A 14,137-nucleotide genomic window follows, 5' to 3' on the forward strand; every position below is an offset into this window, starting at 1 on the left:
ATGATTGCTTTGCTCCTCCTGCAGCGCCACGGCCCCGCCTTCACCACCGCGGACGTGGCTACGCTTGGCTGGAGGAGCTGCCCGCGGCCCGCACCTTCACCGCCTATGTCGCCTACCGCAACCTCCTCAACGGCGTCGCCCCACCCCGCACGGCCCGCCACCGCAACCCGTACCGCGAGTGGATCGGCGCCCTGATCCGCGCGGACGTCCACGGCTGGACGAACCCGGGGAAACCCTCAGGCGGCGGCCGAGCAGGCCAGCCGCAACGCTCACAGTGTGTAGGGGTTCTGAGCGGGCGTCAAGAGGGGTGCGGGGGGCGGTGGTTGTCACGGTACGTGATCCAACCCCGGTCCGGCAAGTGGTCTACACCAGCGGGCATATTCCGGAAAGGAAATGAGCGGTGAAAGGGGCTTGGAAGCGAATTGTGGCCGACGCTGATTTGCCACGTCGGCCACAAGGATACTTTCTGACGTCAACTCAGTGGGGATTCGGATTACATGAGCCGACGATGATTCCGAGTGGGACCACGAAAAACAGAATGAATTTGATGAACCTCATGCTTCGTCGTCCGATGCATTGGTGACGGTGACGGTGGTGATGTGACCTACCTGGAAGGGCAGTTGTTCGTATTCGCGGGCGGTCTCGTCGTCGCTGACGATGGTCTCGATGGTGGCGCCGTAGGTGTCCGTGATGGTGACCTTCTTGGCCATCATGTGCTCCCTGGGATGCTGGTTTGCCAGTGAACAAGGGTCCAGGCTTCCTGTGATGCTTGGACCCTTGCAAGCCTTGTTCCTTGGGGCCTGAGGGCGCTCAGGTGCCGAGGTGGCGGCGGCCGGCCTCGTACATCCGCCGGACGCTGGATTGCTTGGCGGCGTCGTCGAAGAGGTGGACGGCGATGCGGCGCCAGGACAGGCCGTAGTGCTCGCGGAGCTGCACGACCTGGACGGCGGCGCGGCGCTCCAGGAGCTGCGCGAGGTAGGCGGTGGCGGACGCCTGAGACAGGGCGTAGTCCTCGCTCGCGGTGGGCTCGTTGAGTCCGGCCTGGCTGGCGCCGAGCGATTCGAGCGCGTAGGCCAGGCGCTCGTTGTCGATGGACTGCACGAGGTAGCCCTGCATGTCGTCCTGGGGCTCCCAGGTGATCTCGGCGCGGCAGCCTTCGGTGCGGTTCACGGTCACGGGCATGGTGGGTCCTCCCCGGTTCGGTGGTGTGCGCGTTGCGCACCCCCTGACTGTGGCACAGGGCGTGCGCAACGCGCAAGGGGCCGTCAAAGCCGCGGCGGGTGTTTCTCCACCCACGCTTCAATTGCCTGGGCTACGGCGTCTTTGAGTTTCACCTCATGGATGGCGAGTGCGAGCGTCAGTTTCCGGCGCAGCGGCGTCGGAATGGTGGTGGTGATGGCCACCTCGTCTGTCAGTCCGGCGACCGGTGCTTTCGGCTTGCGGGAGGGAAGTTGGCGTTCCTCGGAGACTTCTTCATAGGCAGGCATCAGGCGGCACCCTTCATTACAGTGTTGATGCGGTCGCGACTCCACTTGTAGACATCCCGATAGAGTGATGCCATGTGCCTTCCTTCGGAACCACATTCCACGATGGGCAGAGCCTTCTCCGACATGTTCTTGAAAGCGACGAGTTCAGGAAGACGGGTGGGGCAGATACCTTCCGCACCCACGATCTTCTCCATCTCCTTCGCGCGCTGCTTATGCAGCGTGAGGTTGCTCCGGTACCGGCTGACGACCATCCCCGCGATTTCCAGATCAGGGTTCAGGGTGTGGCGGTCTTCCAGCACTCTTTCCTTGACTCGCCGGGCGGCCTCTACGGCTTCGTATTCACCCTCACACGGCATGAGAATGACGTCGCTCGCGGTCCACGCGATATCGATCAGATGGCAGAACAGCCTTGGTGGGGTGTCGATGACGACGAGGTCGAAGTCGTCGGTCACGCCCGCCAGGGCGCGCAGCAGCCGGCGTTCGCTCGCGGCCTGTCCGGCGGTACGGGCCAGCAGCTCCAGATCGAAGTGGGTGGGAGCGACGCTGATGCGCTCGCTGTAGATGCCGCCGTACCCGCAGGGGACGAGGATTCGCTCGATCTCGCCCTTGGCCGGGCGCTGTAGGACGTCCGCGAGGCTGGCGCCGAAGCGTTCGTCCGGGTTGGGGCTGAGCGGGGCACGCAGACGCCGGGTGAGGTTTCCCTGGGCGTCCATGTCGATGACCAGAACGCGGTCGCCGGCCTCGGCCGCGGCGACCGTGAGGCCCTGAGCGAGGGAGGTCTTGCCGACACCGCCCTTGTAGTTGGAGACGGCGACGTGGGGTGGGGGTGAGGTCATGCCTGCCTGCTTCCGGGGGTGGAAGGGGACGTTCGTCAGGCCAGACAGTGGCAGGCAAGCATCCCTGCAAGCAAGCTTCGAAGCTTCCTGGCGAGGTTGCCCTACAACTTGCCCTACAAGTTGCTTTTCAAATTGCCCTACAAGTTGCCTTTCAAATTGCCCTACAACTTGCCCCCAGACCGGGCGCAGGGAGTCGTCGTCAAGGGGTCTGACCTGCATGTCAAGGGGTAGGCGAGGTGCCCGGTCGGACGCCGACTACTTCCTATAGAGGGGTCTGAGGAAGTTGAGACCCGATGCCGACGCCCCACTGCGGCTGTTGCTTCCCAGGTTGTGTCCCAGGTCGCCCACCAGGTGGCTTCCCAGGTTGTCGGCCAGGTGGCCGCCCAGGTTGCTTCGGCTCTCCGCGCCCAGTGGGGGAAACCGCAGCTCACCGGGCATGACAACGCGTGCTAGCGCCGCCGACTACTTCTCCTACAACTGGTCTGGGCGAAGTCAGACCCGTGCCGCCGTCTGCTGCGGCTGCCCGAACGCGTGAGGCCCCGCTCCGCGGCTGTCCGGAGCAGGGCCTCAGCTTCTCGCCTGTGGCGTCAGAGAAGGTCGTCGGCGGGGTGCGGCGTGACGGTGGCGCAGTAGTGGCAGCGGGCGCCCTCAGCGATGTCCACGGTCCGGCCGGTACAGGTCGGGCACTCGCCGCGTTCCAGGACCGGGCCGCGTCCGGCGACGCAGGCCGGGCAGGAGTGGCCGGCCTTGTCGTCGCGCACCCACCCGGCGAGGTCCACGAGCTGTTCGAAGTCGAGGACGTCCTGGGCGCGGGTGGGCCGGCGGTCGAAGCCGGGCGCGGCGGTCGGGTCGGCAACGGGTTCGAGGTAGAGCGCCATGCAGTCGTCCCGGTCGCAGGTGATGGCGTCGCGGATCATGTGTTCCCCTTGGGTGGTGGTCACGTTCTGTGGTCGGTGGCGGGCCTCTTGTTGTTGTCGTTGTTGTTGTCGGGCTTGTCAGTCCTGGTCAACGGCCCGCCCGAGGCCCAGAGCGCGGGTTTCCTCGGGCGGGCCGACGACAACAACAACGACAACAATCACTGTCCGTTGCTGCCGTAGCGGGTCTGCGGACCGGTGCCGCGCTTGCTGATCTGCCCCCGGCGGGCCATCTCGCTCAGCTCAGTGGCGAGGGTCGAACGGTTCACCTCGATGCCGTCCGCCTCCAGGCGGGCCCGGATCTCCGACGTGCTCAGCCACACGTCCGCCCCGGCCTCCTGGACGACCCGGAGCGCGGCCTGCTTCCAGTCGCCGCTGTCGCCGGGCGCGGCGGCCTGGGCGTCGTCGGCGGGCGGCGTCTGCTGGCCCCGGATGTTCAGCTTCAGCTCGCTGGGTCGGAAGCCGCCGGGCTTCTCGTCGCGGCGGGGCTCCTCGGCCTCGGGCAGCTTCTCCAGCTCCGCGAGGAACTTCTCCACCTCCTTCTCATGGTCGGCGGCAGCCGGGGGTGCTTCCTGCCCTCGGATGCGCAGCTTCGAGCGGAGGTCGGTGGTGGTGACGCCCGGAAGGTTCGGGCGGCCGGAGGCAGGGGCCGGGGCGGTCGGCGTGCCGCCGGTGAGCCAAGCGATGCGCTCGGGCGACCACCGCTCGCGGTAGACGTCGCCGGCCGCGCGGACGGACGGCTCGTCCAGGACGGGCCGGGTCGCCTCGGTGGCCAGGCAGGCGTCGCGGGCGAGGGACGGCGCGGTCACCCAGGTGCGGAACGGCTTCGGGGAGAAGCCAGTGGGGGGTTCGGTGGAAGCGCCGATAACGCCCGCGCCTTTCGCTCGGAGTTGCCGCGCGTCCAGTCCCTTGACGTGGCCGAAGAGCTTTGCCGTACCGGCGCCTTCCGGGTCGGTGCAGGTGAGTGAGATACGTACCGGGCTGTACTTGCGAATGGCACTGTCGCCGAGGCTGGACAGATTTCCGTCGGTCGCCGTGAGAATCAGGCGGATTCCCATCGCGCGAGTGGTGCGCATGACCTTGACGAGCTTTTCCTTGACTCGCTTTCGCAGCGGGTCCATTCCCGTGTAGGCGAGCATTTCCGCGCCCTCGTCCACGATGCAGAAAATCATGGGGACTTGTGCGCTCACGGGCAGCAGCTTGGTGTCCATCCGCTGCATAAGCTCGCGATAGTCGGTCAGGCGGGCTTCCGCGATGTCGATGAGGGCGTCCAGCATCAGGTCCGCCTCCTCGATGGTGGCGGCCACCCAGTCCACGCCGGGCCGGGTGGTCTTGGGCAGGCGCGCGGTGTGCGGCGGCGGTGAGGCCATGCCCTGGCCTTCCATCCAGGGGGCCAGCCACGGGACGAACGCGTCGCCCTTCTTGCCCGTGTCGATGCCGAACACCAGGGTGTCGGTGCACCGGGTGAACTGGGTGATGATCGTGTCCAGCAGCGTCGTCTTGCCGGTTCCGGGCGGGCCGAGGATCAGCGCGCACGCCTCGCGCATGTAGACCTCGACCTGCTTGCCGCGGCGGTCCAGGCCCCAGGGCAGGCCGCCGAGGACGCTGAGCGGGGAGAAGTCGCCGGGGTACTCGGTGGTGACCGCCGAGGTGTCCACGGTGTCCACGTCGAGGATGACGTGCCCCTGCTGCTTGGCCTTCTTGATGCTGACCAGGCAGCCGGTGGGGAGGCGGGCGGCCTCCGCGAACATGGTGGCGTAGCCCTGGAAGCGGTCGGCGCCGTAGCCGATGGGCAGGCCGACCTCGAGTGCGAAGCCGGAGCCGTTCTCGCGTGCGGTGAACGCGGCCGGGGTGACTTCCACGTTCGCGACGGCGCGGATGATGTCCACCCATCGGGTGATGACGGCCCAGTCGGCGCGGGCGAGCTGCGCTTCGACCATGGCGGCCTCCATGGCGCGGCGGGACTCGTCCAGGGCTTCCTCGTGGATGTCGGCCCGGACGAGACCGGCGCCGGCGCCCAGCGCGATGGCGGTGAGGGTGCCGAGGGCGGACCACCATCCGGCGGCGCCCCAGGTGGTGGGGTCGCTGGCGATGACCGTGCTGCTCCAGCCGCCCGCGGCGAGCCAGGCGGCGGCGCGCACGCCCATGCTGGTCTTGCTCAGGCGGCGGCGGATGCCCACGCCGATGCCGTGCGCGGCGGCGCCGACCACGCCGACCGCGAGCGGCCAGCCGCTGGGCATCTCAGCCCAGGCGCCGAGGCTGGCGACGGCGGTCGCGGTGGTGGCCATCGCCACCGGGGCGGTGACGCTGCCGTGGCCGGCCATCCAGTCGATCGCCATGTGGGTCTGCTGGCTGGCCACCTTGCGGGGCTTGCTGACGGCTTCACCCGTCATGGTGGGTTCCTCCCCTTCCGGTTGGGGCGGGCCCGGGATGAGTCCCGGGCCCGCAGCGGTCGTTGGTGGCTACTCCTGGTTGGCGCTGGTGTCCCACTGCTCCTCGCCCGGACGGGGCTCGGTGTGCCGGCGGATGTCCGCCTCATGGGTGGTCTCGAACACGGTGGAGACCTCCGAGGCGGTCTCCACGCAGGCGATGAGCTGCTTGTGGAGGTCCATCAGGGCCTCCGCCACGGGCGGCTCCAGCGGCATGTCCTCCGAGGCGCGTCCGGCGACGACGCCGAAGGTCTCTGCGATCATCCCGATGGCCTCGGGCAGCGTCTGGAAGGCGGCCAAGACGTTCATCATGCCGCCGGGCTCGGCGGTCTGGGCCTGACGCAGCATCTCCTCGGCGGCGGCGCGGAAGTCGAAAGCCATGGGGTTCATCTCCTCGGTGGTGGTGGTGCTGGTGGTCGTGGTCGGGGCGGTGGCGGAGTCGTCGGCTTCCTCGACATCGGGAAGCCGCTTGAGGTTGTTGGCCTCGGCCTCGGCCTGCTCCTGGTCGTGCTGGTCGTACGCGGCGACGTCGCGCCGCACCCGGGCGTCGGTGGCGGCCAGGACGAGGTGCCGGTACAGGCGGCGGCCCCACTGCGGCGGGCGCAGGCGCAGGAACTTGGCCGGGAGCCACATCAGCAGGGACAGCAGCCCCAGGGGCGTGGCCAGCAGTCCGGCGGCGATCCGGCGGGCCTGGAAGCGGGCTGCAGAGCGGCGCAGCGCGGACTTGCGGGCGCGTTCCCGGGCGCGCTTTTCAACGTGCGCCCGCTCGGCGGCCACCCGCCGGTTGCGGGCCTCATCACGGGCCTGGCGCCGGGCCTGGATGCGCCCGACGCGCGGACGCGACGAGCTGCCGCCCGCGGTGCCGGCCGAACCGCCCCGTCCCTTGCGCAGGTTCACGCCGCCACCGGACCGCCCAGCGCCCCCGGAGCGGCCCGGACGCATCGCGGCGAGCGTCCGCCCGGCGCGCGACGCAAAGCCCCGGCCACGGCCCGTGGAGCCGCCCGCAACGGCCTTGTGCGCGGCGGGTGTCCGTCCGGAGCCTGCCGACGCTTTGCGGTCCGCACGCGCCTGTGCGCGGGCGTTGCGGCGGGCGTCGGCCACCCGGCGGCGGTCGGCGGTCAGTTGCTCGCGCTTCTGCCGCCGCGACATGGGCGAGGCCGCCGCAGCAGCGCGGGACGAACGGAGCTGCCCCGCCCGCTTCTGGGCGGCGCGGATGCCGGAGGCCGCACCGGAGCGCAGCCCCGCCGAGGAGCCCCGGCGACCGCCCGTCGCGCCCCCGGCGGAGCGGCCTCCGCCGAGGCGGCCGGGGCGGAACGCGCCCAGCCGTCCCGATCCAGCGGCGTGGCGTCCGCCCGTGGTCCGCCCGGCGCCCGACGCGCGGTTGGTGCCCTTGCTCCTGGTGCCCGATGAGGACTTGGCCGGGGTGCGCTCGGCGCGGGCCACGGCGGTGACGGCGGCGGTGGCGGCCAGGCCACCGCCGACAAGGATCGCGCCGAGGGGGCCGGCGGTCAGACCGCCGAGGGAGACGGCGGTCACCGTGCTGGTGGCGCCGATGGTCAGCAGCGGGATTCCGGGGACCCCGCCCGGCGTGGTCGGCACGGTCTCGGGCGTGGTGCGCTGCTCGGGAACGGTCGCCGTAGGGGCGGTGGCCGTAGCGTCCGCCCCGGCCTGTGTCATCGGGGCGATTCCGGCCCCTGTTGGCGGGGTGAGGGTTTGTGCCTGGGCCTCTGGAGTCGTCATGCTTGCCGTACCTCCTAGTGCCTGACTGAGTGGTGGGAGGTGGACCCGGCGGGGATACGTCCCGCCGGGTCCGTCACGGAACGAGTACGTCCCGTGAGCGTAGGTGCCGGGTCGGACACCGATCCAGCGATATGCAGATCACAGGCCCTTGCAGGTCGTGGGACTAGGAACCGCTGGGGAGTTCACGGTCATCCGTGGCTTCCGGCGAGACCGTAACCACCAGACCGGACACCCCCTTCAGCGCGCGGCGCAGCGGGCTGTGCTCGTCCGGCTGATCCGGGTCGAGGACGACGATCGTCAACCGGCCGTCGTGGTCGTGCCCGCTCACTGGCCGTTCCGTCCGCTGCGGGCGGCCTGCCGCCTCTCGTGGCGCGTCACCAGCTCGGTGGCGATGCCGCCCACGGCCAAGGCCGCGATGATGGCGACGCCCTTGTTGCACCCGAGCCAGACCGAGCCGTTGAGCGTGATCAGCGCGGCGGGGATGACGATGAGTGCTCCGCGAAGGCCGTTCGGCAGGCGTGCCCAGCGCCTCATCGGTAGAACCCCGTTCCGTCTCCGTCGTGCGGCAGGTCCGGCCCCTTGGCGCTGGCCGCCTTCTTCGCCTCACGCAAGTACCGGTCGATGCTGGCCGCGTTGGGCTTGGAGCCCAGAACCGACGCCAGGTGACGCGTGATCGCGTCCGGCTCGGTGATGCCCAATCCGTACAGCGCGTGCACCCCGGCCCGCAGGTTCGCCGGCCGCTGCTCCGGCACCCGCTCACCCTCCTCCGGCTCCGGCCGCTCGTGCACCGGTTCCGGACCCTCCTCCGGCTCCGGGCGGAACGTCCCGCGCGGTTCCGCAGCGTTGACCAGCACGGATACCGGGGCTTCCGGAGCTTCCGGAACGTTCCGGCGGGGCGCGGAAGGCCGGTAGCGCTCAACCTGTTCCAGGACCTGGCGGGCGGGGAACCCCGCGTCCATCGCTTCCTGCATCGACTCGTCCGCCTGTGCCGACGCCTCGTGCCAGGCCGGGCCATAGCCCTCGGCGGCGACGATCGCCCGTGCCCGGAGCTGGTCGGCAACCGCGCGCCGCAGTACGTCCTCGTCCGGCTCGGCCTGGACGTCGATGACCTCCTGGCCGTGCGACGCGCGGCTGACCTCGTGGGTGGCGCCGGGGCCGTACAGGTGCTCAATGGCCAGGCGGTGCGCGGTCGCCTTGGCCCGGGAACGGGCGACACGGCGGTCAACTCCGGCGATGGCCAGCTCGGCGGCGGCGGCGTCCTGCTCAGCCGCGACCCACCCGGCGGCGTGCGGCGACAGGTCACGGTGGACGTACCCGAGCACGCCCAGCCACAGCAACTTGGCCACGAGGCTCACGGCCGCGCCGCAGATCGCGAGGCCGATGTCATCCTGCTTGATGCCGTCCCCGGCGATCGCGCCCATGGTGAACGCCAGCAGCATCCAGCCCAGGACCCGCGCCCGCTTGCGGCGCTGCTTGTCGTAGCGGCCCAGGTACTCCATCAGCAGCACCACGACCCACGAGGCGTCGAACACCGCCGCGGCGGCGTACCCGACCCCGCCGTGCAGCAGGTTCCCGATGCTCACCGTGGACCACACGATCGAGGCCAGCGTCAGCGCTCCGGTCACCGCCAGGGCGGCGGCCAGGGCCCGCTGCTCCCAGTCAGCCGGGATGCGCGGCGCGGCCGGCACCGGTACGTCCTGGGGGATGTGGTGCGTCTTGCCGTGCATGGTCACCGGGACCATGCGGCTCTCGGTCGGCTGACGCCGACGGATACGATCCATCACAGGATCGCCCTCCTATGTACGTAGGTGGGGTGGTCTCAGGCCTCCGGACACACGGTGCTTCCGACACCGCCGGGGGCCGCCCTCGTTTCCGGGGGCATCACCACCATGACACAAAACAACATGGTGTGCAATGGAAGACATCGACTGTTGTTTTGGGTATGCTCGGCCCGTGACCGAGATTCCCGAGGAGAAGCAGGCAGCCGCCCTGCGCGCAGTCGCTGAGGCAGGTGCTCGCCGCGCGGAACTGCTCAAAGAAGCCGACCGCATCCTTCACGACGAAGTACGGCCCCGCGCTATCGAGGCCGTACGCCTCGGTGCCGGCCGCAACCGGACCCGGGAGTTGGCGGGGGTCGGCCCCAGCACCCTCTACGGCTGGCTGGAAGACGAAGGGGTCCCGGTGCGCCCCAAGCGTCCGGCACCCAGGAAGAAGAAGGGGAAGACCGTGACTGAGGAGACGTACAACGCCCGGCACCGCGCCCACGTGCGGGCCTCACAGGAGTTCGTCCGGAAGCATCCCGACTGGGACCCGTGGGCCGCTGAGCGGCGCCAGATCCACGAGGAGCATGACCGCTACGTCGGCGTGCGGGTACCTCAGATCCTCTTGGCTGTCGAAGGCTCTGACCCCTTGACCGCCTAGGAATCGAAGTTGGTCAAGGGCTTGACCGCCTGCGAATGAGAACCTGCGGCAGAGCTGTCCTCTACAGGGCGTAGGCTCACCGCTACTTGATCCCAAAAATGGCGAGGACCCTCCGGGGTCATCGGTGTTCCCGCACCTATCCCGAAAGGGCCTCGCCTGAGTCCATAGCTCGCTGTCGAGTGTAGGGGAGATTTCTCCCCACCACCACAGCAGCGGGCTACTGCATTGTCAGGAAGGCCCGATAGATGCAAAAGCGTCCCACCCCCGCAGACGAGGGTGACGCCCCACCGCAGCAGCCGCCATCGACCACGTTCGGCGTACTTGAGCCGATCGGTGGGATGCGCGCCGGGTGGTACTACAACCGTGTTGACCGGGCGATCATGCACAGCCCCGCTCGCGGCGGCGAGCCGCTGGTGATCGGTTTCGTGCCCCAGGTCATCGGTCTGGTCACGGCCCGATCCGAGGACGGCAAGCACAACGGCATCCGCTACCTGATCGACACGATCGAGGGACCCAGGCTGGTGACCGAGGACGAGCTGGACACCGGATCGTGGGCCGGGAAGATCGGTATGCAGAAGCCGTCCGGCCGCGACGCGATCCAGGCGTTCGCCACCATGATCCGCAAGCAGTCACTCGACACCCCCGAGGTTCCCTCCCGAGCCTCCCGAGCCGCTGACGGCTCGCTGGTGATGCCGGAGGCGACCGCCCAGGACATCGGCTATCGCGTCACCTGCGGCGAGGAAGAGGCCGCCCGCGACTTCTGGGCGATGGCCGGCTACTACGCCTACCAGCACGGCCCGACCGCCCTCGTGCTCGGCGCCGCGTTCGTCGCGCCGCTGCTGGAGATGCTGGGCCTGCCGGCCTGCATCCTGAACCTCGTGGGCGACGGCCAGTGCGGCAAGTCCACCACCCAAGTCGTCCAGGCCTGCGCGTACGGCTCGATCCGCGGCGACACCCAGCAGCTCTTCCGAGGGTGGGACACCTCCAAGCAGGGCCTGCCCCAAGTCCTGCGCGAAGCGCGGTTCCTGCCCATCTTCCGCGAGGAGTTCTCCAGCCTCGCCCTGAACCTGGCGGCGGCCGAGCAGCTGCTGTCCGTCATCGTCGCCGGGGCCACCCGCACCACCGGCGGCAAGGACGGCACCGTGATGCCGGGCAACGGGCGCTTCTGCTCGCTGCTGGGCTCCAGCTCCAACCGGCCCCTGCGCCGTCCCGGGCAAACCGAGGACTTGGCCAGCCGCCTGTACGAGGTCTCCGGGCCGTTCTGGCTGAACGCGTTCGTGGATGCCGACGGCCAGGTGGTGGAGCCCAGCGCCGAGGCTGAGCACCTGTCGCAGTGGCTCAAGCGCAAGGCGGTCGAGTTCGCGGGCTGGCCGTTCGAGTGGGCGATCCAGGCCGGGGTGTACTCGGCGGAGTCCCTGGCCAAGTGGCGGCGACTGCACCGGCGTCTGGCCAACGCGTACGGCGCGCACGTCGGCGGTGTGGCCGGCACCATCGCCGGGATGCACGCGGCCTGGGTGGTCGGCGCGCACATCCTCGGTGAGGTCATCGAGATTCCCGAACTCGCCCAGGCTGCCGACAAGGCCGCGCGCGAGCTGCTCGACGCGGCCACAGTCTCGGCGGTCGCCGCGCACCTCCCGGCGGGCCAACTGCTGTGGGACGCACTCGACGCGGCCAGGGTCGCCCCTTCGGAGTTCCCGACCATTGATCGGGTTCCGGCACTTCTCGAAGGCGAAATGCGGTCGCAGATCCAAGGCTTTACCACCACCAATGAACTGTGGGTTATCCCCGCCTGTTTGGAAGCCATCGGACGCAAAGCAGAGATTGAGAACGTCTCTGCGTGCATCCAGGACATGAAGCAGCGAGGGGTTCTCAAAGTCGGTGATGGTCGTAATGACCGGCGCCGCATTTCCCAGACGCTTCGGAAGTTCACCAACAGGATTCCCCAGCGCATGTATTGCTTCCTCATCGACAAGGCCGAGGAGGAATACGGGAGCACCGAGGAGAACGAGGACGAGCGCCAGGAGCAGCAGCAGGCCGACCACGGCCAGGACCACACCGAGGGCCAGGAGGAGCAGACCGCAGCCGCACCCGGCGGCGCACAGGGAACGTTCCAGGCCCTGTTGGAGGCGGCCGACATCCAGGTGTCCCAGGATCGGAGGAATCAGGAATCCCAGGATTCCAGGAACCTTGCAGCCCAGGAGCAGCAAGGCAGGGCGGTGCCTGGACAGCGTGAGGAGCGGCGTCCGGTGCAGCCGCTGGCCGAGGTCCCGAACCTCATCGGCCAGGCCGTCAGCGAGGCCCTGGGGGCGCACGGCGGCGACGTCGAGGCGGCCACCGCGGCTCTGGTGAAGCGCGCCATCCCGGACGCCATGAAGCTGCTGGACGTCTGCCGGACGGGCGCCCGGTACGAGCACACCTCGTACCTGCCCATGCTCGATGTCCTGCGCAAGAAGTCGTCCAAGGGCAGTGACCAAATCTGGGAGGCCCGCCCGAAGTTCATCCGCAAGGACCTGATTCGCAAGGGTCCCCGGCAGACGGTTACCGCGCTGGATATGAACGGCGCTTACCTCTCCGCGCTCAAGACCCATCTGCCTATTGGTGCGTTGCAGCACAGCACCGACGGCACGCACAATCCGCGCCGTTCCGGAGTCCACCTCGTCACGCCGCCGGAGTGGAATCACCCGGACCTTCCCAACCCCCTTGGCGACCGTGAGGAACCGGGCGAGGTCTGGATTACCGAAGCGACGCTGCGTCTGCTGCTCCGCCTTTCGACGGAGAAGTACGGTCGGCTGTGTGAAGCACCGGTTATCCACGAGTCGTACACCTCGGGTGCGAGCGAGAATCTGTTGGAGAAGTTCCGGCGCACGCTGAGGGACGCACGAGAGGCCGCTATCGCTTCCGGCGACGAAGTGACCCTGGAATACGTGAAGTCGATGTACTCCAAGTTCGTTTCCACCATCGGGGAGTCGAACGCCAATCACGATATCCGCCGTCCGGACTGGATGCACATCATCCGTTCCCAGGCTTTCTCGAACCTCTGGATGAAGGCAATGAAGGCCCACAATTCCGGGCTGACGATTGTTAAGATGGCGGGCACCGACGAATTGCACGTCGTCGGTGACTGGCGTCAGGTCTTTCCCGAGGGCCGGGGAGTTTCCCAGGTGAAGGTGAAGGACGAATACGAGATCGGGGAGGGTGAGTAATGCCGGGCAGGGTTCACGACTTCGGGAAGTACGGCGCCCGCGGCCTCAAGTCCAGCTTGGCCGTCGCCATCCAGCTCGACATCCTGGCCGCCGGCATCGCGTCCCCCGTGGACAGCGAGCGCGGCCTGGCCGCCCGCCTCCGCTACCTCACCGCCTCGGCGGGCGGCTACGAGGCCATGGAGCGCGCCGGAATCTCCGTCAGCGCCCGAACCCTCATCGGGTGGCTGGCGGAGACGCAGACGCCCAACAGGGCCAATCTAGCGAAGATCGATGACGCCTATTGGGACTACCGGCGCCGGAACGTCGCCAAGGATCTCCTGAAGCGGCTCAACGCCAATGGCGGCACTCGGGTGGAACTCTCACCCCTCGATCAGTCCGGCGTGCGCGCCACACGCCAGCGCGATATCACCCACCGGTCCCTGAACGTCCGGCGCTGGGATGAAATCGTGGCGTGCTGGGCCGAGGACGACATGGACGGCCTGGAAGACGAATGGTGCGACTGGCTCATGGACATCGGCACCGACTGGGGTGAATACCACTACGTGAGCGCGGTGGGATTCTCCGCCTAATCCACGGTTAATCCGAGGTTCAGCGGGTATCACAGCAGTAAACGGGTGGAAGTGGTCGGCGCGGGAATAACCGCGTCGGCCACTTTCGCTTTGTCGGTCCCTATCGGGCCGCTTTCCAATTCCGGAATGCGCCGCGTGGTATAGACCACTTGCCGGACCGGGGTCGGATCACGTACCGTGACAACCACCGCCCCCCGCACCCCTCTTGACGCCCGCTCAGAACCCCTACACACTGTGAGCGTTGGCCACAGCCCAGGCCGCGCGGAGCGTGGCCGGCACCCCCGGGCCGACACCGGGCCGACAGAATCCGCCCCCGGGCCGACACGGGCCGACCGATGTCGGCCCAGCCAAAACCGCCTCTGACCTGCGGCGGGCCGACCGGGCCGACCGGGCCGACACGAATCCGTCGATGGCACCCCTATGCAGCGAGGGCCGTGACGTTCCGTCACGGCATGGCCCGCTTCGCGGCCCAGCGAGGCGGAGCCTCGCAGCCACTGTCCGTCACGTAGGTGACGGCGCGGTGGCCGGGGCCGGGAAA

General features: G+C 68.9%; 13 protein-coding genes and 1 pseudogene. 4 read left to right on the forward strand and 10 right to left on the reverse strand.

The features are described 5' to 3' along the window. A pseudogene (locus ACOBQU_RS40745) lies at positions 1-270 on the forward strand (ADP-ribosylglycohydrolase family protein); the annotation flags it as partial. A 284-nt stretch (positions 271-554) separates the two neighbouring features. On the opposite strand, the gene ACOBQU_RS40750 reads toward ACOBQU_RS40745, so the two are convergent. From ACOBQU_RS40750 to ACOBQU_RS40795, 10 genes are all read right to left on the reverse strand, one after another. After that, complete coding sequence (locus ACOBQU_RS40750) at positions 555-713, reverse strand: hypothetical protein (RefSeq protein WP_423635753.1); 159 nt, start codon at positions 711-713, stop codon at positions 555-557. Positions 714-810: 97 nt separating this feature from the next. Continuing rightward, positions 811-1,182 carry a hypothetical protein gene (locus ACOBQU_RS40755; RefSeq protein ID WP_423635755.1) on the reverse strand — a complete coding sequence of 124 codons (372 nt, stop codon included), beginning with the start codon at positions 1,180-1,182 and terminating at the stop codon, positions 811-813. A gap of 83 nt (positions 1,183-1,265) precedes the next feature. Next, positions 1,266-1,487, reverse strand: a complete 222-nt coding sequence (locus ACOBQU_RS40760; RefSeq protein WP_423635757.1) for a hypothetical protein — start codon at positions 1,485-1,487, stop codon at positions 1,266-1,268. After that, complete coding sequence (locus ACOBQU_RS40765; RefSeq protein ID WP_423635758.1) at positions 1,487-2,323, reverse strand: ParA family protein; 837 nt, start codon at positions 2,321-2,323, stop codon at positions 1,487-1,489. The genes ACOBQU_RS40760 and ACOBQU_RS40765 overlap by 1 nt, the downstream gene beginning before the upstream one ends. Before the next feature lie 587 nt (positions 2,324-2,910). Then, complete coding sequence (locus tag ACOBQU_RS40770) at positions 2,911-3,240, reverse strand: hypothetical protein (RefSeq protein WP_423635760.1); 330 nt, start codon at positions 3,238-3,240, stop codon at positions 2,911-2,913. 158 nt (positions 3,241-3,398) lie between these two features. Further along, positions 3,399-5,630, reverse strand: a complete 2,232-nt coding sequence (locus ACOBQU_RS40775; RefSeq protein WP_423635762.1) for a hypothetical protein — start codon at positions 5,628-5,630, stop codon at positions 3,399-3,401. A gap of 69 nt (positions 5,631-5,699) precedes the next feature. Further along, complete coding sequence (locus ACOBQU_RS40780) at positions 5,700-7,406, reverse strand: hypothetical protein (protein ID WP_423635764.1); 1,707 nt, start codon at positions 7,404-7,406, stop codon at positions 5,700-5,702. A gap of 163 nt (positions 7,407-7,569) precedes the next feature. Further along, entirely contained in the window at positions 7,570-7,734 is a 165-nt protein-coding gene (locus ACOBQU_RS40785) for a hypothetical protein (RefSeq protein ID WP_423635766.1), read from the reverse strand. Further along, complete coding sequence (locus ACOBQU_RS40790; protein ID WP_423635768.1) at positions 7,731-7,940, reverse strand: hypothetical protein; 210 nt, start codon at positions 7,938-7,940, stop codon at positions 7,731-7,733. The genes ACOBQU_RS40785 and ACOBQU_RS40790 overlap by 4 nt, the downstream gene beginning before the upstream one ends. Further along, entirely contained in the window at positions 7,937-9,187 is a 1,251-nt protein-coding gene (locus ACOBQU_RS40795) for a hypothetical protein (RefSeq protein WP_423635769.1), read from the reverse strand. The genes ACOBQU_RS40790 and ACOBQU_RS40795 overlap by 4 nt, the downstream gene beginning before the upstream one ends. Positions 9,188-9,359: 172 nt before the next feature. Here ACOBQU_RS40795 and ACOBQU_RS40800 point away from each other — a divergent pair, with 172 nt between their 5' ends. The 3 genes from ACOBQU_RS40800 to ACOBQU_RS40810 all read left to right on the forward strand — a co-directional run bounded on the left by ACOBQU_RS40800 (position 9,360) and on the right by ACOBQU_RS40810 (position 13,599). Then, positions 9,360-9,827 (forward strand): hypothetical protein, encoded by a 468-nt coding sequence (locus ACOBQU_RS40800; protein WP_423635771.1) that lies wholly within the window; start codon positions 9,360-9,362, stop codon positions 9,825-9,827. Between the two features lie 245 nt (positions 9,828-10,072). Continuing rightward, the gene (locus tag ACOBQU_RS40805) at positions 10,073-13,030 is read left to right on the forward strand and encodes a DUF927 domain-containing protein (protein WP_423635773.1); all 2,958 of its coding nucleotides are present in this window, start codon (positions 10,073-10,075) and stop codon (positions 13,028-13,030) included. After that, positions 13,030-13,599, forward strand: coding sequence for a transcriptional regulator (locus ACOBQU_RS40810; protein WP_423635775.1), 570 nt, complete (start codon positions 13,030-13,032; stop codon positions 13,597-13,599). The genes ACOBQU_RS40805 and ACOBQU_RS40810 overlap by 1 nt, the downstream gene beginning before the upstream one ends. The last annotated feature ends 538 nt before the right edge of the window (positions 13,600-14,137 follow it).

The organism is Streptomyces sp. G45 (genome assembly GCF_049542095.1).
Taxonomy (GTDB): domain Bacteria; phylum Actinomycetota; class Actinomycetes; order Streptomycetales; family Streptomycetaceae; genus Streptomyces.

Coding starts and splice junctions, on each gene's coding strand:
- ACOBQU_RS40750 (WP_423635753.1), bottom strand. CDS start 713: ATGATGGCCAAGAAGGTCACCATCACGGACACCTACGGCGCCACCATC.
- ACOBQU_RS40755 (WP_423635755.1), bottom strand. CDS start 1,182: ATGCCCGTGACCGTGAACCGCACCGAAGGCTGCCGCGCCGAGATCACC.
- ACOBQU_RS40760 (WP_423635757.1), bottom strand. CDS start 1,487: ATGCCTGCCTATGAAGAAGTCTCCGAGGAACGCCAACTTCCCTCCCGC.
- ACOBQU_RS40765 (WP_423635758.1), bottom strand. CDS start 2,323: ATGACCTCACCCCCACCCCACGTCGCCGTCTCCAACTACAAGGGCGGT.
- ACOBQU_RS40770 (WP_423635760.1), bottom strand. CDS start 3,240: ATGATCCGCGACGCCATCACCTGCGACCGGGACGACTGCATGGCGCTC.
- ACOBQU_RS40775 (WP_423635762.1), bottom strand. CDS start 5,630: ATGACGGGTGAAGCCGTCAGCAAGCCCCGCAAGGTGGCCAGCCAGCAG.
- ACOBQU_RS40780 (WP_423635764.1), bottom strand. CDS start 7,406: ATGACGACTCCAGAGGCCCAGGCACAAACCCTCACCCCGCCAACAGGG.
- ACOBQU_RS40790 (WP_423635768.1), bottom strand. CDS start 7,940: ATGAGGCGCTGGGCACGCCTGCCGAACGGCCTTCGCGGAGCACTCATC.
- ACOBQU_RS40795 (WP_423635769.1), bottom strand. CDS start 9,187: ATGGATCGTATCCGTCGGCGTCAGCCGACCGAGAGCCGCATGGTCCCG.
- ACOBQU_RS40805 (WP_423635773.1), top strand. CDS start 10,073: ATGCAAAAGCGTCCCACCCCCGCAGACGAGGGTGACGCCCCACCGCAG.
- ACOBQU_RS40810 (WP_423635775.1), top strand. CDS start 13,030: ATGCCGGGCAGGGTTCACGACTTCGGGAAGTACGGCGCCCGCGGCCTC.